19 protein-coding genes are annotated in these 21215 nt (G+C 71.8%); 14 read left to right on the top strand and 5 right to left on the bottom strand.

Annotated features, from left to right (window positions below; all coding sequences use genetic code 11):
• Window position 1 precedes the first annotated feature (1 nt).
• The 9 genes from OHS18_RS09645 (at window position 2) to OHS18_RS09605 (ending at window position 9225) form a co-directional block, all read left to right on the top strand.
• Window positions 2-940 carry a carbohydrate ABC transporter permease gene (locus OHS18_RS09645; protein ID WP_328453842.1) on the top strand — a complete coding sequence of 313 codons (939 nt, stop codon included), beginning with the start codon at window positions 2-4 and terminating at the stop codon, window positions 938-940.
• The gene (locus OHS18_RS09640) at window positions 937-1809 is read left to right on the top strand and encodes a carbohydrate ABC transporter permease (RefSeq protein ID WP_328453844.1); all 873 of its coding nucleotides are present in this window, start codon (window positions 937-939) and stop codon (window positions 1807-1809) included. Before OHS18_RS09645 ends, OHS18_RS09640 begins: the two co-directional genes overlap by 4 nt.
• Window positions 1810-1816: 7 nt before the next feature.
• The gene (locus tag OHS18_RS09635) at window positions 1817-2755 is read left to right on the top strand and encodes a carbohydrate kinase family protein (protein WP_328616711.1); all 939 of its coding nucleotides are present in this window, start codon (window positions 1817-1819) and stop codon (window positions 2753-2755) included.
• Complete coding sequence (locus OHS18_RS09630; RefSeq protein ID WP_328616710.1) at window positions 2752-4065, top strand: alpha-glucosidase/alpha-galactosidase; 1314 nt, start codon at window positions 2752-2754, stop codon at window positions 4063-4065. Before OHS18_RS09635 ends, OHS18_RS09630 begins: the two co-directional genes overlap by 4 nt.
• A 12-nt stretch (window positions 4066-4077) precedes the next feature.
• The gene (locus OHS18_RS09625) at window positions 4078-4959 is read left to right on the top strand and encodes an SIS domain-containing protein (protein ID WP_328616709.1); all 882 of its coding nucleotides are present in this window, start codon (window positions 4078-4080) and stop codon (window positions 4957-4959) included.
• Window positions 4960-5066: 107 nt separating this feature from the next.
• On the top strand, window positions 5067-5234 hold the full coding sequence (locus OHS18_RS09620; protein ID WP_328616708.1) for a ribbon-helix-helix domain-containing protein: 168 nt from the start codon (window positions 5067-5069) through the stop codon (window positions 5232-5234).
• Window positions 5231-5575, top strand: a complete 345-nt coding sequence (locus tag OHS18_RS09615; RefSeq protein ID WP_328453853.1) for a VOC family protein — start codon at window positions 5231-5233, stop codon at window positions 5573-5575. Before OHS18_RS09620 ends, OHS18_RS09615 begins: the two co-directional genes overlap by 4 nt.
• A gap of 411 nt (window positions 5576-5986) precedes the next feature.
• Window positions 5987-7750, top strand: coding sequence for an acyclic terpene utilization AtuA family protein (locus tag OHS18_RS09610; RefSeq protein ID WP_328616707.1), 1764 nt, complete (start codon window positions 5987-5989; stop codon window positions 7748-7750).
• Window positions 7747-9225, top strand: a complete 1479-nt coding sequence (locus OHS18_RS09605; protein ID WP_328616706.1) for a CoA transferase — start codon at window positions 7747-7749, stop codon at window positions 9223-9225. The genes OHS18_RS09610 and OHS18_RS09605 overlap by 4 nt, the downstream gene beginning before the upstream one ends.
• A gap of 46 nt (window positions 9226-9271) precedes the next feature.
• On the opposite strand, the gene OHS18_RS09600 is transcribed toward OHS18_RS09605, so the two are convergent.
• From OHS18_RS09600 to OHS18_RS09590, 3 genes are all read right to left on the bottom strand, one after another.
• A complete protein-coding gene (locus OHS18_RS09600; RefSeq protein ID WP_328616705.1) occupies window positions 9272-9844 on the bottom strand; it encodes a class F sortase in 573 nt (190 codons plus the stop codon).
• A 4-nt stretch (window positions 9845-9848) separates the two neighbouring features.
• A complete protein-coding gene (locus OHS18_RS09595; RefSeq protein ID WP_328616704.1) occupies window positions 9849-10640 on the bottom strand; it encodes a choice-of-anchor P family protein in 792 nt (263 codons plus the stop codon).
• A 392-nt stretch (window positions 10641-11032) separates the two neighbouring features.
• The gene (locus OHS18_RS09590) at window positions 11033-11965 is read right to left on the bottom strand and encodes a carbon-nitrogen hydrolase family protein (RefSeq protein WP_328616703.1); all 933 of its coding nucleotides are present in this window, start codon (window positions 11963-11965) and stop codon (window positions 11033-11035) included.
• A 24-nt stretch (window positions 11966-11989) separates the two neighbouring features.
• On the opposite strand from OHS18_RS09590, the gene OHS18_RS09585 reads away from it, so the two are divergent.
• The 5 genes from OHS18_RS09585 to OHS18_RS09565 are packed head-to-tail and all read left to right on the top strand — an operon-like array spanning window position 11990 to window position 17889.
• Window positions 11990-13639 carry a fatty acyl-AMP ligase gene (locus OHS18_RS09585; RefSeq protein ID WP_328616702.1) on the top strand — a complete coding sequence of 550 codons (1650 nt, stop codon included), beginning with the start codon at window positions 11990-11992 and terminating at the stop codon, window positions 13637-13639.
• Window positions 13632-13895, top strand: a complete 264-nt coding sequence (locus OHS18_RS09580; RefSeq protein WP_328453867.1) for an acyl carrier protein — start codon at window positions 13632-13634, stop codon at window positions 13893-13895. The genes OHS18_RS09585 and OHS18_RS09580 overlap by 8 nt, the downstream gene beginning before the upstream one ends.
• Entirely contained in the window at window positions 13896-14210 is a 315-nt protein-coding gene (locus OHS18_RS09575; protein ID WP_328453869.1) for a hypothetical protein, read from the top strand.
• Complete coding sequence (locus tag OHS18_RS09570) at window positions 14210-17479, top strand: WXG100 family type VII secretion target (RefSeq protein WP_328616701.1); 3270 nt, start codon at window positions 14210-14212, stop codon at window positions 17477-17479. Before OHS18_RS09575 ends, OHS18_RS09570 begins: the two co-directional genes overlap by 1 nt.
• 20 nt (window positions 17480-17499) lie before the next feature.
• Entirely contained in the window at window positions 17500-17889 is a 390-nt protein-coding gene (locus OHS18_RS09565; protein WP_328453873.1) for a hypothetical protein, read from the top strand.
• Between the two features lie 40 nt (window positions 17890-17929).
• Here OHS18_RS09565 and OHS18_RS09560 read toward each other — a convergent pair whose 3' ends face one another.
• Entirely contained in the window at window positions 17930-19756 is a 1827-nt protein-coding gene (locus tag OHS18_RS09560) for a glycoside hydrolase family 15 protein (RefSeq protein WP_328616700.1), read from the bottom strand.
• Entirely contained in the window at window positions 19753-21180 is a 1428-nt protein-coding gene (zwf, locus tag OHS18_RS09555; protein WP_328616699.1) for a glucose-6-phosphate dehydrogenase, read from the bottom strand. The genes OHS18_RS09560 and zwf overlap by 4 nt, the downstream gene beginning before the upstream one ends.
• Between the last annotated feature and the right edge of the window lie 35 nt (window positions 21181-21215).

Here is a 21215-nt window from a genome sequence, read left to right as displayed (position 1 = left end):
CATGCCCGGACTGCCGAAGGCCATCACCGTCACGCCCGCTCAGAATCACATCAAGAGCCGCCGGCGCCGCGAGACCGCGGCCGCGTGGGCCTACGTCTCACCCGCCGTGCTCATCATCCTCGGCCTCGGCGTGCTGCCCGTGGCCTGGTCGCTGCTGCTGTCGTTCCAGGTCGACGACCTCGTGACGCCCAGCCGGTGGGTCGGCTGGGACAACTACGCGGCGCTCGCCCAGGACCCGAACTTCGCCCAGGCCGTCGGGAACACCCTCCTGTACACGGTGCTCTACGTCCCGCTGAGCATCCTGTTCGGTTTCCTGCTGGCGCAGGCGCTGAACCGGCGCATCCGGCTGATCGGCGTCTACCGGACGCTGGTCTTCGTGCCGTTCGTGCTCTCGGCGACCGCGCAGGGTGTGCTCTTCTCGTTCATCCTCGACCCGCAGTTCGGCGCGGCCAACTCGCTGCTGCACCACCTCGGCGTGTCCCCGCAGGGCTTCCTGACCGATCCGGGCCAGGCGCTGCTGGTGCTCGTGGCCATCACGTTGTGGAGCGGCACCGGCTTCTGCGTCATCGTGTACCTGGCCGCGCTGCAGGACGTCCCGCCGTCGCTGGTCGAAGCCGCGCGGCTGGACGGCGCGGGCACCTGGCGGGTGCTGCGGCACGTCACGCTGCCGGCGATCATGCCGGTGACGGCGTTCCTGGTGGTGTGGCAGCTGATCACGTCGCTGCAGGTGTTCGACCTGGTGTACGTGACGACCAAGGGCGGCCCGCTCGGCTCCACCACGGTGATCGTCTACTTCGTCTGGGAGCAGGCGTTCAAGAACTTCACCGCCGGCTACGGCGCGGCGTCGGCCTACGTGCTCGCGCTCGCCCTGCTCGTCGTCGTGGTCGCCGTCCGCCTGCTCCGCCGCCCCCGGAAGACGGTTCGGAAGGTGCTCCGATGACCGCCCGGCTCGACGGCGTGCCCGCGCCGCGCGTCCTGCCCGTGCTGCGCCGCCCCCGGCTGCCGTTCAGCCCGTGGCACCTGCTGCTCGTGCCGCTGGCGCTCGTGTTCGCCGCGCCGCTGGTGTGGCTGCTGCTCAGCTCGGTGATGAGCAACGCCGAGATCAACCGGTTCCCGCCCGCGCTGTGGCCGTCCCACGTGGACTTCTCGGGCTACCGTTACGTCCTCGACAACGCGCTGTTCGTGCGCTGGTTCACGAACTCGCTGATCGTGTCGGCGGTGACCGTGGTGTCGAACCTGCTGTTCGGCGCGCTCGGCGGGTACGCGTTCGCGCGGATGCGGTTCACCGGGTCGCGGGCGCTGCTCGCGGTGATGATCGCGACGATGGCGATCCCGTTCCAGCTGACCATGATCCCGACGTTCCTGGTGATGAAGAAGCTCGGCCTGATCGACAGCCTGGGCGCGCTCATCGTGCCGTCGCTGGTGACGCCGTTCGCGGTGTTCCTGCTGCGCCAGTTCTTCCTGTCGCTGCCCCGGGAGCTCGAAGAAGCGGCGTGGATCGACGGCTGCTCACGGCTGCGCGTGCTGTTCACGATCGTGCTGCCGTTGTCGCGGCCCGCGTTGAGCACGGTGGCGGTGCTGACGTTCCTGAGCACGTGGAACGACCTGACCTGGCCGCTGATCGCGGTCAACCACGACACCGTCTACACGCTGCAGCTGGGCCTGACGACGTTCCAGGGCCAGCACCACACCAACTGGGCCGCCGTCATGGCGGGCAACGTGATCACCGTGCTGCCGGTGCTGCTCGCCTTCCTCGGCGCGCAGAAGACGTTCATCCAGTCCATCACCTCCAGCGGCCTCAAGGGTTAGGGCCGCCATGCACCGTTTCGACCTGCTCGTGGTCGGCGACGCCAACCCCGACGTCATCATCGGTCCACTTCGGACAGACCTCGTGTTCGGCCAGCGGGAACAGCTCGCCGGCTCCGGCGTGCTCACCCTCGGTGGCTCGGGCGCCATCACCGCCGCCGGCGCCGCCCGGCTGGGGCTGAAGGTCGCCTTCGCCGGGCGCGTCGGCGACGACGCCGGCGGCCGGTTCGTCCGCGACGCCCTCGACGAACGCGGCGTCGACACCAGCGCGTTGCGGATCGACCAGACCTTGCCGACGCCGTTGACCACCGTCCTGACCCGCGACGGCGACCGCGCGATCGTCACCGCGCCGGGCACCCTGGCCGCGACCAGCGCCGACGACGTCCCGCCGGAGCTGCTCGCGGCGAGCCGGCACGTCCACTCGTCGTCGTACTTCCTGCTCCCGAAGCTCGCGCCCGCCTTGCCGGCTCTGCTGCGCAGCGCTCGCGGGCACGGCGCGACGACGTCCGTCGACACCAACGACGACCCGGCCGGGACCTGGGACGTCGGGGAACTGCTGCGGGAGACGGACTTCCTGCTGCCCAACGCGGCGGAAGCGGTCCGGCTGACCGGCGCGGCCGGCGCGCGGGAAGCCGCCGCGCTGCTGGCCGCGCGGGGCCCGGCCGTCGTCGTCAAGGACGGCGCGGAAGGCGCTTTCGCCTGCCGCGACGGCGAATTCACCTCCGCGCCGGGGATTCCGGCGACCGCCGTCGACACCGTCGGCGCCGGGGACAGCTTCAACGCCGGGTTCCTCACCGGCGTCCTGGCCGGGCTGCCGCTCGGGACGGCGCTGCGCTGCGGCGTCGTCTGCGGCGGCTTCTCGGTCCGCGCCCGCGGCGGCACCGCCGGCCAGGCCACGTGGGACGACGTCCTCGTCCATCTCGAACGCACCGAATCGGATCACTCATGAACACCCCTCCGAAGATCACCTTCGTCGGCGCCGGAAGCGTCGTGTTCACCCAGGGCCTGCTCGCCGACCTGTTCACCTACTCCGAGCTGGACGGCGTGCACGTCGCCCTGCACGACATCGACCCGGAACGGCTGGCGACCGCACTGGCCGCGGCCCGGCAGATCGCCGCTGCCCGCGGCGTCAAACCGGTGCTCACCGCGCACGCCGACCGCCGGGAAGCCCTGGCGGGCGCGGACTTCGTCGTGAACATGGTCCAGATCGGGATGGGGGAGTCGACGCGTACCGACTTCGCCGTCCCCGAGCGGTTCGGCGTGCACCAGACCATCGGCGACACCCTCGGCATCGGCGGGATCTTCCGCGCGCTGCGGACGTTCCCGTTCCTCAAGGGACTCGGCGCGGACATCGCCGACGTCTGCCCGGACGCCTGGCTGCTCAACTACACGAACCCGATGGCGATGAACGTCCAGTACCTGGGCGAGGCCACCGGGCTGACGCGCGTCGTCGGGCTGTGCCACTCGGTGTACTGGACGGTGCACGGGCTCGCCGAGCTGGTCGGCGTGCCGTTCGACGAGGTCACCTACGTCGCGGCCGGCGTCAACCACCAGGCCTGGGTGCTGCGGTTCGAGCACGGTGGCGCCGACCTGTACCCGCGGCTGGCGGCGCTGGCCGAGGGCGACGAGCAGCTGCGGCGGCGCGTCCGGTTCGACATGTTCCGCCGCCTCGGCTACTACCCGACCGAGACCAGTGAGCACTCCGCCGAGTACGTGCCCTGGTACCTGCACCACGACAGCGAGATCGAGCGGCTGCGGCTGCCGGTCGGCGCCTACCTGGAGATCGTCGCGGAGAACGAGGCCGAGTACGAGCGGACGCGCCACGCGGTCGCCGCCGGTGAACCGCTGCCCGTCGAAGGCACGAACGAGTACGCGCCGCAGATCATCCACAGCATCGTCGCCGGCACCCCGCGCACCGTCTACGGCAACGTCGTCAACCGCGGCCTGATCGAGAACCTGCCGGCCGGGGGTGTGGTCGAGGTGCCGTGCCTGGTCGACGGCACCGGCGTCCGGCCGACCCGGATCGGCGCGCTGCCGCCGCAGCTGGCCGCGCTCAACCGGACGTACCTGAGCATGAACGACCTCGTGGTGCGCGCGGCGATCGAGGACGACCCGCGCCACATCCGCCACGCCGCGATGACCGACCCCGCCACCGCGGCGACGCTGCCGGTCGAGCGGATCTGGGAGCTGTGCGACGACCTGGTCCGCGCGCACGGCGACCGCCTCCAGCCCGCACTGCGCACCCTTCTCGGCCACTGATTCGGGAGAACGATGTCCTACACCCTCGACGAGATCACCAGCCAGCCGGAGTGCTGGGCGCGCGTGGTCCGAGAACTGCCGCTGCACGCGCCGTCGCTGCCCGCCGCGGGCGAGCGTGTCGCCGTCATCGGCTGCGGTACTTCGTGGTTCATGGCGCAGAGTTACGCGCAGCTGCGCGAGGACGCCGGCCACGGCTTGACCGACGTCTTCGCGGCGTCGGAGGCGAAGCTCGACCGGCCCTACGACCGCGTGGTGGCGATGACCCGCTCCGGCACGACGACGGAGATCCTGACCGCGCTGGAGCGGATCCGCCCGGGCACCCGCGTCACGACGATCACCGCGGTGGGCGGCTCTCCGGCGGCGGGGCTGGCGGACGACGTCGTCTGCTTGCCGTACGCCGACGAGCGTTCGGTGGTCCAGACGCGGTTCCCGACGACGCAGCTGCTGCTCCTGCGCGCGCACCTGGGCCTGCCGACGGACCGCGCGCTGGCCGACGTCTCTTCGGCGTTGACCACGCCGCTCGCCCCGGAGCTGCTCGCGGCGTCGCAGCTCTCGTTCCTGGGTGCGGACTGGCACGTGGGGGTGGCGAACGAGGCGGCGCTGAAGGTCCGCGAAGCGGCGGCTTGGTGGACGGAGTCGTATTCGGCGATGGAGTACCGCCACGGCCCGATCGCGGTGGCCGCCCCGGGCCGCGCCGTCTGGAGCCTGGCGCCCCTGGACGCGGGCCTGGTCGGCCAGATCGAGGCGACCGGTGCGTACCTGCGCCAGGGCGAACTGGACCCGCTGGCCGAGCTGGTGCTGGTCCAGCGGCTGGCGGTGGCCCTCGCCGAGGCGGCGGGCCGCGACCCGGACCGTCCGGCCCACCTGACCCGCTCGGTCGTCCTGGCGAGCTGACCCCGACTCCCGAAAGCCGTGAAGGGCACCTTCAGGGACTCAGAGTCCCTGAAGATGCCTTTCACAGCTTTTCAAAGGCTAGATGGCTAGCGTGCTAGCATCCTGTCATGAGCGACAAGGACGTCAAGCAGTTCAACGTGTACCTGCCGACGGACTTGATCCGTGAGGTCAAGCACCACGCCGTGGACACCGAGCAGTCGCTGTCGGCCCTCGTCGCCGAGGCGCTGCGCCGGTACCTCGCCACCACGGCCGACTCCGAAGGAGAACAGCGATGAAGAGTGACCGCGTCGAAGCCCTGTACCTGGAGACGCACAACTGGGGGAAGTCGGCCAAGTTCTTCCAGTCGCTCGGGTTCGAGATCGACTTCGCGACCGACCACAACTCGGGGCTGCTGCGCAACGGCGACGGCGCCTACCTGTTCGTCGCCGAGGTGCCGGAAGACCGGCCGACCGGGATGCAGGTCGTCATCAAGGTCCCCGCCGAGGACACCTTCGAAGCCGGCGCGCCGGTCGAGGTCGTCAGCCCGTTCGAGGACACGCATTTCGGGACGCGTGAGATGAGCGTCCGGGATCCCGACGGGCGCACGTGGATCCTCCAGGCACCGTCCGGGAAGTGACCGACCGGCGCGCTGCCCGCGACGAGGCCGGCCTGGTCGTCACCGCGCAGGCCACGCAGCCGGACCGGCGCCGCCCCCTCGACGGCCCGGTCCGGCGTACTCCACAAGGATGCCCGGTTCGCCGTGGCGAAACCTTGCAAGGACCTTGAATCCGCAGGTCAGCGGCGGACACGGGATGATCCCCGAACGAGTGAATCGATCTCCGTGCCCGCATGCGCCGCACCTCGTAGCCAGGGGCGTGAGTCGGCGGGATGCGGGTCGGCCGGCGCGCCGGACCGGGCGTGGTCGCCGATGCTGCCGGCGTGTGGGCCGCACCTCGTCGCCGAGGTGCGGCCCGGCGCAAGCCGGGGATGCCGCGCTCCCGCCGGGCGGCTAGCGTCGGAAGCCCAGCCGTCGGCGGAAGGAGCGGGGATGCGGGACCGGGCGATCCGGATCGGCACCTTCTCCGGCTACCTCGGCGACCGCTTCACCGCGCTCGCCGAGGCCCTCGAAGGCGACCCCGTCGACGTCCTCGCCGGCGACTACCTCGCCGAGATCACCCTGGCCATGCTCGCCGAGCGGCATCGGCGGGATCCTTCGCGCGGGTACGTCGAATACTTCCTCGACCAGCTGCGGCCCCACCTCGCGACGCTCGCCGAACGCGGCGTCAAGGTCGTCACCAACGCCGGTGGTTTCCACCCCGCCGGGCTGGCCGGCGCCGTCCGCGCGGCCGCCGCCGAGGCCGGCGTGACCCTCTCCGTCGCGCACGTCGAAGGCGACAACCTCCTCGCGGTCCTCGACGAGCTGGCCGCCACGCACCCGTTGACCCACCTCGACACCGGGCGTCCGCTCTCGACCTGGGGCACGACGCCGATCGCGGCCAACGCCTACCTCGGTGGCCACGGCATCGCCGCCGCGCTCGCCGGCGGTGCCGACGTCGTCGTGTGCGGGCGCGTCACCGACGCGTCGCTGGCCGCCGGGCCGGCCGCGTGGTGGCACGGCTGGGACGCGGGCGACTGGGACCGGCTCGCCGGCGCCGTCGTCGCCGGGCACGTCATCGAGTGCGGGCCGCAGGCCGTCGGCGGCAACTTCTCCGGCTTCACCGGCGTCCCGGGCATGGCGAAACCCGGCTTCCCGATCGCCGAGATCGCCGCGGACGGCGGCAGCGTGATCACCAAGCACACCCGCGACGGCGGCACGGTCACCGTCGACACCGTCACGGCCCAGCTCGTCTACGAGATCCAGGGCCCGCGCTACCTCAACCCCGACGTCACCGCGCACCTCGACGACGTCCGCCTCACCCCGGCCGGCCCCGACCGGGTGGCGATCGCCGGCGTCACCGGCTCGCCGCCGCCCCCGACGACCAAGGTCGCCGTGTTCGGGCAGATCGGGTTCAGCGTCGTCAACACCGTCTACGTCACCGGCCTCGACATCGACGCGAAGATCGCCCTGCTGCGCGAGCAACTCGGCCGCGCGGACAGCGTCGAGCTCGACGTCACGCGGATCGGCGTCCCGGCCGAGGACCCCGGCAGCCAGTGGGACGCGACGGCCGCGGTCCGGATCATGGCGACGTCCCGCGACCGGGAACCCCTGGAACGCTTCGGGCTCGCGCGCCGGATCGGCAGCCTCTACTTGCAGAGCATCCCCGGGTTCTTCCACGACGGTGGTGGTGAACTCGCCGTCCGGCCGCGGCCCCGGATCGACTACTGGCCCGCTGTGCTGGACGCCGGCGTCGTGCCGCACCGCGTGGTTTTCGCCGACGGGCCGACCCGGGACGTCGCGCCAGCATCCCAGACGTCCATTGTGGACCAACCGGCGCACCCGGAACCCGCCGAGGAGCCGGCGGGAACCCGGCTCGTGCCGCTGGGCACCGTCGCGCACGCCCGCAGCGGCGACAAGGGCGGCAACTGCAACCTCGGCGTCTGGACCGCCGATCCGGACGCCTGGCCGTGGCTGCGGCGGACGCTGAGCACGGCAAGACTCCGCGAACTGCTGCCGGAGACCGCCGATCTCGAGATCGTCCGGCACGAGTTCCCGCACCTGCGGGCCGTGCACTTCGTCCTGCGCGGGCTGCTCGGCACCGGCGGCTCGGCGAACCTGCGCGTCGACCAGGTCGGCAAGGCGGTCGGGGAGTACCTGCGCGCCCGGCTCGTGCCCGTACCCGAAGAACTCCTGAAGGGGGAGGACCACCGATGACGCTCACCGAACGGGTCGAGCACGCGATCGCCCACCCGGCGGCCGACGACGCCTTCGACCCGCACGCCGAGCTCGCCGACCTCCTGTCCGGCATCGGGATGAGCCCCGCCGACACCGGCGGCACGATCACCTTCGACGGCGCCGACCCGGTCGTCCCGAGCACCCTGCGCCTCGGCGGCGCGTCGGCCGTCGCGCTGGCCGCGAAGTCGGCGGCGATCGCGAAACTCTGGCGGCTGCGCGGCGGTGACGGCCAGGACATCGGCGTCGACCTGCGGGTCGCGCCGCACCGGCTGTGCCCGTTCTACGACCGGAAGTGGGAGCTGGTCAACGGCTTCCCGCAGAACGCCGCGGCCAACCCGAGCCAGGCACTGGGGTTCCGGTTCTACCGCACGGCCGACGACCGCTGGGTGATGCCGCTCAACCCGTACCCGAAGATCAAGATCGCCGCGCAGCGGCTGCTCGACGTCCCGGAAGACCCGGACCGGGTGGCCGCCGCCGTCGCCGGCTGGAAAGGCATCGAGCTGGAAGAGGCCGCCGTGGCGGCCGGGACCGTGCTGCCGATGCTGCGCACCACCACCGAACTGCTCGCCGAGCCGCACTACCGGGAAACCCTGGCCGGGCTGCCGCTGATCGAGATCACCAAGATCGCCGACAGCGACCCGGTGCCGTTGCCCGCCGGAGCCGCCGATCCGCTGTCGGGCGTCCGCGCCCTGGGCATGGGCCACGTGATCGCCGGCGCGGGGGTCGGCCGCGCCCTCGCCCTGCACGGCGCCGACGTCCTCAACCTGTGGCGCCCCGGCGAACTCGAGCACGACGTCACCTACGTGACGGCGAACGTCGGGACCCGGTCGGCCATCGTGAACCCGTACAAGGAGGACGGCGCCCGGAAGATCCGGGAGCTGCTCGGCACGGCGGACGTCTTCTACGCCAACCGAAGGCCCGGTTACCTCGCGAAGATCGGGCTGACCGCGGAGCAGGCGGCGGAAACCCGGCCGGGAATCGTGTACGCGACCGCGTCGCTCAACGGCGAACACGGGCCGTGGGCCGGCCGGATCGGGTTCGACCAGACCGCCGGCAGCCTCACCGGCATGATGCACCTGGAAGGGGACGGCGAAACCCCGGCGCTGCCGCCGATCCTCGTCGTCAACGACTACATCGTGTCGTGGCTGATGGCCGCGGGGATCGTCGAAGCGCTGACGCGGCGGGCGACCGACGGCGGCAGCTACCGCGTGCACGTCTCGCTCACCCGCGCCGCGCTGTGGATCCTGAGCATGGGCGTGTTCGACAGGGCCTACGCGCTCGACACTGCCGGCCGCGGCGAGGCGCACGCCTACCTCGACCCGGAGACCTTCACCGCCGACACCCCGCTCGGGCACTACCAGGGCGTCACCGACCAGGTCCGGATGTCCGCGACGCCGGGCCACTACCGCACGGTCCTGGTGCCGCGCGGCTCGTCCCGTCCCGAGTGGTCGTGAGTGTTCAGGGCGGTTCTAACCGCCCTGAACACTCACGACCGGAGGGCTACTTCACCAGTTTCGCGTAGACGATCACGTTGTCGAGGTAGTTGCGGCTCGCCGCGTCGTACTTGCCACCACAGGTGATCAGCCGCAGTTCCGGCTCGTTCGTGTTCCCGTACACGGCTTCGGTCGGGAACTCCTTCTTCGCGATCTGGTCGACCTTCGCCACGGTGAACGTGAGCTTGCCGCCGTCGGCGCGGTCGACGTGCACCTGGTCGCCGGCCTTCATCTCGTGCAGCCGCCAGAAGATGCCCTTCCGGTGGTCGCCGTCGATGTGGCCGAGGATGACCGCCGGGCCGACCTCGCCGGGTGTCGGCCCGTACTCGTACCAGCCGGCCTGCAGCGGCTGGTCGACCGGCGGGACCTCGACGGTCTTGTCGGCGTTGAGCCCGAGCGACACCAGCGACGACTGCGCGTCGATGGCGGGGACGTCGATCGCGGTGGGCAGGGACCGCGTCAGCCCGGCGGGGGCGGCCGCGGCGGGCGCGGGCGCCGGGTTCCCGGCCGCGGTCGGCGTCGTGGCGCCGCACCCGGCGAGCAGCAGCGCGGTGAGGACGAAGAGAAGTGCGCGGCGCATCGGCTCAGCCCTCGGTCGCGAAGCTGCCGTCGCCGGTCTGCGGGGCACCGGCGGGCACGACGGTGACCTGGCCCGGGTTCTGCGGCCGCGGCGGGGCCTGCGGCGCGAGTTCCTTCGCCGGGCCGCAGGACACGGACGCGAGCTTGACGTCCCCGCTGCCGAGCGCGCCGGTGACGTCGCCGCCGAGGAGCTTGACGTGCAGCGCGGTGACGTCGAGGCCGCCGTCGTAGCGCTGGTTCTGCTCGTTGACGATCACCTCGACCACGCCGGGGATGCCGAGGCGGGTGTTGGGCGCGGCCTCCGCGGGGATCGTGCCGAGCCGGCCGAGGTTGACCCCGGCCAGGTCGCTGCTGCCGACGACCTTGCCGTCGGCCGACGCGCAGCGGGCGCTGATCACCCGCGCCGACGGCACCCGGCCGGCGACCGCGGCCAGCACGGGCAGCGTCGCCTCGACGATGCTCGCCTTGCTCGCGACCGAAGTGGTGTCGGAGACGACGGAGCTGGAGATCGCCTTCGCGGTGACGAGCCCCTTCAGCGGGGCGTCGGCCACGTTCGCCGAGGTCGGTCCGGTGCTGCTCGACGGCGCCAGCTTGCCGGTCTCGACGGTGATCCCCTTGCCACCGGCCAGATCCTTGAGCACGCCGGGGAGCAGGGAGACCGCGGCGGACGCGCCGAACGCGGAGCCGGTCACCCCCGCGTCCTCGGCCGGCGCACCGGTGGCGCCGGTGGCTCCGGTCGCCAGGACGACGGCGGTCAGGCCGGCCAGGCTCCCGGCTCGGAGCATGGTTGTGCGCATGTACGAGGTCCTTTCAAAAAAATGGGCCGCGAAAACGTGCGGCGACGGCGGGCCGAGCGTGACTCGGTCCGCGGAGGAAAGCTCGGCCACGCTATCAAAATCGCGCTTGCTGCCAAGGGGCTCGAGTTCCGCGGTGGTTACCCGCGTTCGCAAAACGTGATCTTCCGGAAAACAAACAACTCGAAGTGGCCACTTCGGCGCAGGGTATTTTGCCGATGATCGACACCGAGTAGCGTCCATTGCGGCATTCGAGGGGGTTCACCGGCCTTTGTGACACGTCCGAGTGATTACTCGGCCGGGGCGCGGCGAACACGGGGAGTGATGTGACCGCCACGGCATTCGACGCGTTCGATGCCGTCGTCCTGCGGACGGCTAGAGCAGTGTGTGGCCGGTCAAAAGGTGCCGCGGTCGTCACTTCGCGGGTCTCCGTGGACGAAGTGGTCGTCGTACAGCCCGGCTCGCGCGGTGCGACGCCAAGGTCGCGCCAGCTGGACCGCCGTGGCGACGTCAGGATCCGACAGCTCGAGGTCCGCGATGGCCGGCGCGGGTTCCGCGCGCGAAGGTGCCCGCGCGATCCACCGGCCGCCCGGCGCGACGACACCGGCGGGCACGGTGGCCGCGAACTGCGCGGGCACCGGGTAGCCGAGCCAGTAGCTGTACAGCGTCCCGTACGCCTGGGCGACCGTCGCCCGGGCCGCGTCGTCCACCATCACCGACACCAGGACGCAGTCGACCTCGAGGTGCTCGTACTCGGCGAACAGCTCGGGGAAGTTGACCTCGATGCACAGGGCGCACCCGAACCGGAAGCCGTCGATCTCGAAGACCAGCGGCTCGGTGCCCGGCGAGTACAGGTACCGCACCTCGGTGTTCGACAGGAACCTCTTGTCGTACCTGCCGACCGGGTTTCCGGTGTCCGATACGACGTAAAGGCTGTTGTGTGGCCGGTTGCCGTCGCTCAGCGGGTGGATCGAACCGAACGCGACCCAGATTCCGAGGCGCCCGGCCGGCTCGGCGATCGCCTCGGCCTCCGCGCGCAGCACCGGCCACGCCGCGCGCGTCCAGTCGGCCGGGCCGACGCGGTCCGGGCCGTGCACCGGCATCACCCGCTTGTGCGGGTAGGTGATGGCCCCTTCGGGGAACTGCACCAGCCGGGCGCCCGCGTCCCGGGCCTCGGCCATCAGCTCGCGCAGCCGGGCACCCGACGCGCGGAGAGCGGCCACGTCGGAAGGATCTTCGACTATTTCGCTCTGGGCCACCGCCAAGCGGAACGTCCGCGCCACCACCCGAGCCTGGAGCGCGGGCGGCGCGCGGTAAGTTGCCCCCATGCGTCCCGTCCGCCCGAGCCGCCGGTGAACGTGCCCGAAGAGGTGCTGCGCACCTCGATCGTCGAGTGCCTCTTCGCGCGTGCGGCCGACGAGCGCCCGCTGTTCACGCACCAGGACCACGGCGCCGGCGCCGAGCACACGCTGACGTGGGCCGAGTTCACTGCGCGGGTGCGCGTGGTCGCGGGGGAGCTGGGCCGGGTCGCCGAGCCGGGGGAACGCGTCGCGATCCTCGCCGGGCAGGACCTGAACTATCCGCTCGCGTTCTTCGCCGCGCTCGCCGCCGGCCTGGTCGCGGTGCCGCTGATGGCGCCGTCGAGCCGCGGCCAGCGCGACCGGCTCACCGGCGTGCTGGCCGACTGCGGCGCGCGCGTCTGGCTGACGTCTTCGGCCGCGGCGGCCCGGGTGCGCGAAGCCGGCGAATTCGACCACCTCGTCGTGGTCGACGAAGTCTCCGGCCCGGGCGTCGATCCGGTGCCGGTGACGGCGGAAACCCCGGCGTACCTCCAATACACCTCGGGCTCGACGCGGGAACCGGCCGGCGCCGTGATCCCGCACCGCGCGATCGTCGCGGCCTGCTGGCAGGGCAGCCGCGCCTACGCCGTCGACGAGGGCACGACCTGCGCCGGCTGGATCCCGTTCTTCCACGACATGGGCCTGATCCAGCTGCTGTGCCTGCCCGTCTTCGCCGGTGGGCGCTCGGTGTTCATGGCCCCGGCCGAGTTCGTGCACCGGCCGCAGCGGTGGCTGCGGCAGCTGCACGACTACCCGGCGGTGTTCACCGCCGCCCCGAACTTCGCCTTCGACCTCGCGGCCGACGCGGCGGCCGAGGCCGGCGACGACCTCGACCTCTCCGGCGTGCGGGTCGCCCTCAACGGCAGCGAACCCGTCCGGCCGCGCACGGTCCGGCGGTTCCAGGAGGTGTTCGGGCCGCGCGGGTTCCGCCCCGGCGCCCACTGCCCGTCCTACGGTCTGGCCGAGGCCACCGTGTACGTCACGAGCGCGGGCCCCGAAGGCCCGCGCGGCGCGGTGTTCGACCGGGACGCCCTGGCGCAGGGCAAGGCCGTCGAAGTGGTCGGCGGCCAGGAACTCGTGTCGGTCGGCCGTCCGGTCGGGCAGCGCGTGCGGGTCGTCCGGGACGGCCGCGAGCAGCCCGGCGGCGAGGTCGGCGAGATCTGGATCCACGGCTCGAACGTGGCGACCGGCTACTGGGGCCGCGGTGACGCCGGCGCGTTCGGCGCCACCCTCGACGGCCTGCGCGGCTGGCTGCGCACCGGCGACCTCGGGGTCGTGCACCGCGGCGACCTCTACGTCACCGGCCGGATCAAGGACCTCATCGTCATCGACGGCCGCAACTTCCACCCGCAGGACATCGAGGCCGCCGCGGGAGAAGCACACCCGGCCGTCCGCCGGGACCGCGTCGCCGCGTTCGGCGTGGCCGACGCAGACGGCGAGGGCGCGGTGGTGGTGGCCGAGTGGGCGCGTGACACCGAGGGCGCAGATGTCCAAGCGGATGTCCGGGAAGTCACCAGGGCGGTGCTGCGCGCCGTGTCGCGCGAACACGACCTCACGCTGCGTTCGGTACGTCTGGTCCCTTCCGGCGGACTTCCGCGCACTTCCAGTGGCAAGGTCGCCCGGTCGGCCGCCAAGGCGCGTTATGGTGACTTCCGTGGGTGATCACCGCGCCGAGGTCACGAAGGTCGTCAGCGAGACCTTCATGCTGGACCCGGCCGGCGTCGAGCCCGACGCTCCTCTCGAGGAGCTGGGCATCGACTCCAAAGGCCGGATCAAGCTGCTGGCGGCGCTGGAGGTCTACTTCCGGGTGACGATCGACCTGGACCAGCTCGACCGGTTCACCGACGTGGGTTCGGTGGCCGAAGTGCTCACGGAAGCGCTCGCGGGCGTGACCGGCGGATCTGACGAGAGGCTCTGAATGAGCGGGGGGTACACCGCGACGACCGATGCGTTGTCGTCGGCGTCGAAGAACATCGGCCAGCTGTCGGAACAGCTGCTGGACGACAACCCGGACCTGTCGAGCACGCCGGTCGACGCGGCCGGCTTCGGCCAGGCCCACGGCGAGCACGCGGCGAAGTACACCGCCGGGGTGACGGCGCTGTGGGCCGCGGTCAGCGGGTACAGCAGCACGCTGGGCTCGTTCGGCACGAACCTCGGCACCGCCGGCAGCAGCTACGGCGCGAACGAGGAAAACCAGTCGGGCGCGATCAACACCGCGGGGGCTGACCTGTAATGGCCAAGACCTGGACCGAGGTCAAGGCGGTGCTCGACGACCCGAGCGTGCCCGCCCAGACGAAGACCGTGCTGATCAGCAGCTGGATGCGGGAGAACCCGCCGCCCCCGCCGTTCCTGGCCGATCAGGAACCGGACGACATCAAGGCGAAGCGGCAGGAAGCCGAGAAGCTCGCCACCGCCTACAACGCGAACCCGCTCTTCTCCGGCGTCCCGCTCGACGAGGCCTACGACACGGCGAAGAAGGCCGGCGACCAGGCGAGCTACAACGAGGACCAGGAGAAGAAGGCCGTCGACGACGGCAAGAAGAAGCTCGACGACACCAAGCCCCCGGCCGCGGACGAGTCCGGTGGCGGGGCCGGCACCGGCACGAAGACGTCCGACGAGATCTTCGACGCCGCCGCGCCCGCGCTCAAGCTGTTCGAGACGTTCGGGTCGCTGCTGGCGAAGGTCCCGGACGACTGCCGTGGCAACACCCGCGCGCTCGACCTGGACAAGGACATCCGGAAGCCGTTCGACGAGCAGCGCGGCATCAGCTTCCAGAACTTCGTCGAGGACGCCGCCCACTTCAAGACCGGCTCGACCACGGTGGACAAGACGGTGGAGAACACCGGCACCGAGCTGTCCAGCCTGTACCAGAGCTGGACCGGCGCCGGTGCCGACGCGTCGTCGGACACCTACAACGACAAGATCCTGCCCAAGGCGAACAAGCTGTCCCAGACCCTCGGCAACGCGGGCGAGGCGACGCTCAGCACCGCGACCACGGTCTTCCAGCTGTGCAAGGGCAAGGCCGACGCGGTCATCGGGATGTACACCGACGTGGTCGGCAAGGCCGACTACACGATGGCGCAGAAGGTCATCGCGGTCGCCAGCGGCGAGCACGGCAACGAGAAGGACCTGGCCCAGATCGCGGGCTGGATGGATGCCAACTTCGGCACCAACCTGGTCAAGACGCTCAACGACCAGGGCTGCTGCGACGGCGACGAGATCAAGAAGCACGGCCAGGACCTGGCCAAGCAGTGGATCCAGAACCAGTTCAACCCCGACATGTGGGACCGGCTCTACCAGGGCTTCGCCAAGACCTGCAAGGACACGAAGGACCTCGTCGACCAGGCCTACGACGCGCTCGACAAGGTCATGGGCAAGGTCAAGAACGAGTTCGAGGGCGTGAGCATGCCCGGCGGCTCGGGCTCCGGCTCGGGTTCGGGCACCGGCGGGTCCGGTGGCGGCTCGGGTTCCGGTGGCTCGGGTTCGGGCAACGGGGGCTACGGCGGCGGTTCCGGCAGCGGCTCGGGTTCGGGCGGCGGCTACGGCGGCGGTTCGGGCGGCGGTGCCGGTTCGGGCGCCGGCGGCTCGGGGTCCGGCGGCTCCGGCTCGGGTTCCGGTGGGTCCGGTTCGGGCAGCGGCTCGGGTTCCGGCGGGTCCGGCTCGGGCAGCGGTTCGGGTTCCGGCGGCTCGGGTTCGGGTGGCGGCGGAAACGTGCCGCCGATCCCGGACTTCGACACACCGTCCGGGGCTTCCGGCAGTGGCTCCGGCTCCGGCTCCGGCGGTTCGGGCTCCGGCGGCGGCGGTTCGGTGCCGCCGATCCCGGACATCTCCGGCGGGTCCGGCTCCGGCTCCGGCTCGGGTGGCGGCTCCGGTTCGGGTTCGGGTGCCGGTGGTGGCGGCCCGGTGCCGTCCATCCCCGACATGTCCGGTGGCGGGGGCTCGGGCGGTGGCGACGACACGTCGCCGTCCTCGACGCCGCCTCCGTCTTCTTCGGACGGTCAAGCCGCCGCGGCCGCGGCGGCGGAAGCCGCCAAGAAGAAGGCCGCCGACGCGCTGAGCCAGTTCAGTGGTGAGGGCATCAAGACCGACTCCGGTGACGGTGCGGGTGGCCTCGGCGGCTCGGGCAGTGGCGGTGGTAGCGGCAGTGGCAGTGGGCTCGGTGGGGACGACACCTCGCCGTCGGGGACCGGCTCCGGCTCGGGCGCCGGCGGCGGTCAGGACGCGGCCGCCGCGGCGGCGGAAGCGGCTAAGAAGAAGGCCGCCGACGCGTTGAGCCAGTTCAGTGGTGAGGGCATCAAGACCGATTCCGGTGACGGTGCGGGCGGCCTCGGCGGCTCGGGCAGCGGCAGTGACTCGGGATCGGGCTCCGGCTCGGATTCCGGGTCCGGCTCGGACCCCGCGGCGGACGGCAAGGCGGCCGCCGAGAAGGCCGCGGAGGACGCCAAGAAGCAGGCGTCCGACGCGCTGGACAAGCTCGGCGGCGACGGCATCAAGACCGACCAGGACGGCGACGGCCTGCTCGACGACGGCAAGTCCGACACCGGCAAGGACGGCAAGGCCGACCTGGACGGCGACGGCAAGCCCGACGGCGACGAGAATCTCGACCACCTCAAGGTCAAGCAGGGTGACAAGACCTTCGAGATGACCGAGCCGGACTCCGACGGCAAGATGGACATCAAGGTCGGCGAAGGCGACGGCCCGGCGAAGGACTTCAAGCTCGACTGGCCCGACGGCGACGCCGCCAAGACCGACCTCGGCGTCGCCGGCTCGGACGACCCGGGGAAGCCGGACGCCGACGGCGTCTACCACCCGGGCGCGGACGGCAAGATCCACATCCAGGACGGCGACCTCAAGATCACCGCCGAGCGGCCCGACGGCGCGGACGGCCCGACGGTCGTGACCGTCGACGACGGCACCGGCAAGCCGACTACCTACACCCTGGGCGAGGACGACACGTCGCCCGGCGGCCTGGACGACGACACCAAAAAGCACCTCGACGACGCGCTCAGGGGCGAGACCAAGGGCGACACGGCCTCGCACGCCCTCGGCGACACCCCCGACGCGAAACCCGGCGACCTGCCGAAGCACAGCGGCACCCTCGACGGGATCGGCGCGTCCGGCGGCGGCGGGGGTGGCGCGCACGCGCTGTCCGCGGCCGGCCTCGACACGGGCGGCGCCGGCGCGGTGACGGGCTCGCTCGGCGAGTCGCCGTCGCTGTCCGAGGGGGTCCACAGCGGGGTGGGGGCCGGCCAGCAGCAGACGGCGGCGCCCGCGTTCGCCTCGGCGGCCGCGGTCGGCGCGAACGGCCAGGCCGGCCAGTCGATGGGTGGCGGCATGCCGATGGGCGGCATGGGTGGCGGTGGCCAAGGCGGCGGCGACCAGGAGCGCTCGAACCGGGCGTACCGGATCGAGGGCGCCGTCTTCGAGCCGATGGCCGAACCCACCGGCCGGATCGTCGGATCCCTGGACGACGAGGAGCCACCGGCCCCCCGCCGGTGGTGAGCGCGGGCTGAGGAGGACGCATGAGCGACGACATGGCGGGCATGAAGGCCGGCTTGGACGGCCTCGTCCGCGAACAGGCCGAGCGCCGCTCCCTGCGCGAGCAGCAGGGCGAGGAGATCAAGGCCAAGTCCCAGGAGTACATGACCAAGCAGGTGCAGGCGGCCGAGAGGTACGTCCAGCACGTGCGGGAGATGGCCAACCGCAAGACGAAGTCCGGCTGGGGCGTCCGCGACGCCGGTGCCCCGCAGAGCTTCGAGCCGGAGGGTTTCGCGGGGGAGCCGGGCGCGGGCGCGGCGTCGCCGTTCGCGCCCACCCCGGCGCCGCCGTCGGCCCCGGCGGAGCCACGCCGCGGCCGTCGTCACCGAGCCGACATCGACGACGACGACGGTTTCTCCAACAACCCCTGGTGACCCCGGCCCCGCCGGCGGCCGGCGCGGCTGACCCGGCCGGCTAGGTGTCGAGGGCGCGGTCCAGGTTCAGGGCCGCGCTGATCAGGGACAGGTGGGTGAACGCCTGCGGGAAGTTGCCCAGCTGTTCCCCGGTCAGGCCGATCTGCTCGGCGTAGAGCCCGACGTGGTTGGCGTAGGTGAACATCTTCTCCAGCGCCAGCCGCGCGTCGTCGGTGCGGCCGGCGCGGGTGAGGGCCTCCACCCACCAGAACGAGCACAGCGAGAACGTGCCCTCCGAGCCGTCGAGGCCGTCGGGCGCTTCCTCCGGGTTGTACCGGAACACCAGGCTGTCCAGCACCAGTTCGTCCCCGATGCGTTCCACAGTGGACAGGAACCGCGGGTCGGTGGGGGAGCAGAACTTCACCATCGGCATCAGCAGCAGCGACGCGTCGAGCGCGGTGCCGGGCTCGCCCCCGGGCTCGCAGTGCTGGACGAACGCGCCGATCTCGTCGTTCCAGCCGTGCTCCTGGATCTGCCCGTAGATCTCGTCGCGGACCGACGTCCAGCGCGTGAGGTCGGCGGGCAGGCCGCGGCGGCGCGCCACCCGGACCATCCGCTCCACCGCGACCCAGCTCATCAGCCGGGAGAACGTGTGGTTCCGTTGCCCCGAGCGGGTTTCCCAGATGCCGTGGTCGGGCTGGTCCCAGTGGTCGAGCAGCCAGCCGAGCATCGTGCACAGGCTCGCCCAGCTGGCGTGCGAGATGCCCTTGCCGTACTTGTCGAACAGGTAGATCGAGTCGATGACCTCGCCGTAGACGTCCAGCTGCAGCTGCTCGGCCGCGCCGTTGCCGAGCCGGACCGGGCGGGAGCCGCGATAGCCCTCGAGGTGGTCCAGCTCGTGTTCGGTGAGGTCGGCGTCGCCGTCGATGGAGTACATCACGCGCAGCGGGCCGAGGTCGCCGTCGCGGTCGTCGGACACGCGGTCGGTCAGCCAGCCGACGAACGCCTCGGCCTCGTCGGTGAAACCCAGGCGCAGCAACGCGTACAGCGAGAACCCGGCGTCGCGCAGCCAGACGTGCCGGTAGTCCCAGTTGCGTTCCCCGCCGATCCGCTCCGGCAGGCCGAGGGTGGGCGCGGCGACGATCGCGCCGCTCGGCTCGTGGGTGAGCAGCTTCAGCGTCAACGCCGAGCGGTGCACCATCTCGCGCCACCGGCCGGTGTAGGACGAGCGGGACAGCCAGTCGCGCCAGAACCCGACGGTCGCGTCGAACAGGTCCTGGGCCTCGGCCGCGTCGGCGGCGGGGTGGTCGACAGCGCCGTTCACGTCGTCGAGCACCTCCAGCACGAACAGTTCGGTGTCGCCGGCGGTGACGTCGAACGCGGCCGTGGCCGCGCCGTCGCCGGTGTCCAGGGTGACCGACGAGTCGAGGCAGACGCGCATCTCCTTGCCCTGGAAGGAGATGCGTCCGTCCTTCTCGGACACTTCCGGGACGTCGCGGCCGTAGTCGAAGCACGGCCGCACCCGGGTGCGCATCCGGACCTCGCCGCGGATGTTCACCACGCGCCGCACCAGCCGCTGCCGGTGCCCGTCGTCGTGCGGGCGCAGGATCGGCATGAAGTCCTGCAGCTCGACGATGCCGTCCTCGGTGAGGAACCGGGTGATGAGGATGTTCGTGTCCGGGAAGTAGAACTGGTGGCGCGCGGTGACTTCGCACACCGGCGCCAGCTCCCAGTCGCCGCCGCGCTCGGCGTCCACCAGCGCCCCGAACACGCTCGGCGAATCGAACCGCGGCGCGCAGAACCAGCTCACCCGGCCGTCGGTGCCGACGAGGGCGGCCGTGCGCAGGTCGCCGACCAGGCCGTGCTCGGCGATCGGGAGGTAGGTCACTCGGGTACCCGCCAGCCGCGTTCGCCGGGCAGGCGCAGTGCCGCTTCGGGACCCCACGACCCCTTCGCGTAGGGCCGGGTCTTCGGCGGCGCCTGCAGGACGGGTTCGCAGACCTGCCAGAGCCGTTCGATCTCCGCGGCGCTGCTGAACAGCGTGTGGTCGCCGCGCATGACGTCGAGCAGCAGCTTCTGGTAGGCCTCCAGTGGCTCGACGCCGTCGAAGATGCCGGCGACGTCGAGGGTCAGCGCGGCCTTGCCGACCTCCAGGTCCGCGCCGGGCCGCTTCGCGCGCAGCTCCAGCGTCAGCTGCGGCTGCTCGGTGAGCTCGAAGACGAGCTCGTTGCCGCCGCCGAGGTCGTCTTCGCCGGTGAACATCGCCAGCGGCGGCTCCTGCAGCCCGATGGTCACGGTGCGCCGGGTCTGGGCCAGGGCCTTGCCGGTCCGCAGGTAGAACGGCACGCCCTGCCAGCGCCAGTTGTCGATCCGGGCCTCCAGCGCGACGAACGTCTCGACGTCCGAGCCGTCGTCTACGCCTTCTTCGTCGCGGTAACCCTCGTACTGGCCGAACACGACGTTCCCCGGGTCGAGCGGCCGGAGGCTGCGGTAGAGCTTGTGCTTCTCGGCGCGCAGCCACTCGGCGCTGATCTCCGGCGGCGGTTCCATCGCGAGGAAGCCGAGCACCTGCAGCAGGTGCGTGGAGACCATGTCGCGGAAGGTCCCGGTCGACTCCATGAAGGCGGCGCGGCCTTCGATGCCGATCTCCTCGGGGATGTCGATCTGGACGTAGGCGATGTGGTCGTGGTTCCAGAGCGACTCGACCAGGCCGTTGGCGAAGCGGAACACGAGGATGTTCTGCACCGCCTCCTTGCCGAGGAAGTGGTCGATCCGGAAGATCTGCTCCTCGGCGAACACCTCGTGCAGGGCGGCGTTGAGCTCGCGCGACGACGCCAGGTCGCTGCCGAACGGCTTCTCGAGCACCAGGCGGGCGCCGTCGGCCAGGCCGGTCTCGCCGAGCATGCCGGCCATCCCGGTCATCGCGCCGGGCGGGACCGAGAGGTAGAGCAGGGTCCGGGCCTCGTCGCCGAGGCTTTCACGCTGGTCACGGACGTGCTGGGCGAGCTCGGCGCCGTCGTCGGCGGAAGAGACGCGGAAGGACAGGCGCCGGGCGAACTCGCGCCAGGCGGCGTCGTCGAAGTCGTCCCCGAGGGTGTCGCGCAGGGCGTCGCCGATGCGGTCGCGGAACTCGTCGTCGGTGCCCGGCGAGTGCCGCCCGGACCCGACGATCGCGAACCCGTCGGGCAGCATCTTCGCGGTGTAGAGGCGGAACAGCCCGGGGAACAGCTTCCGGCGCGCCAGGTCACCGGTGGCGCCGAACAGGACGAGCACGTGGGGCGGCGGGGTCTTCACGTCTCGATCGTTGATCATGCGCGCCGGTCCCGCACGCCGAACGCGCCGAGCGG

Source organism: Amycolatopsis sp. NBC_00355, from assembly GCF_036104975.1.
Lineage (GTDB): Bacteria > Actinomycetota > Actinomycetes > Mycobacteriales > Pseudonocardiaceae > Amycolatopsis.
The sequence above is the reverse complement of the archived record's forward strand: the minus strand, read 5'-3'. Positions and strand labels throughout refer to the sequence as shown.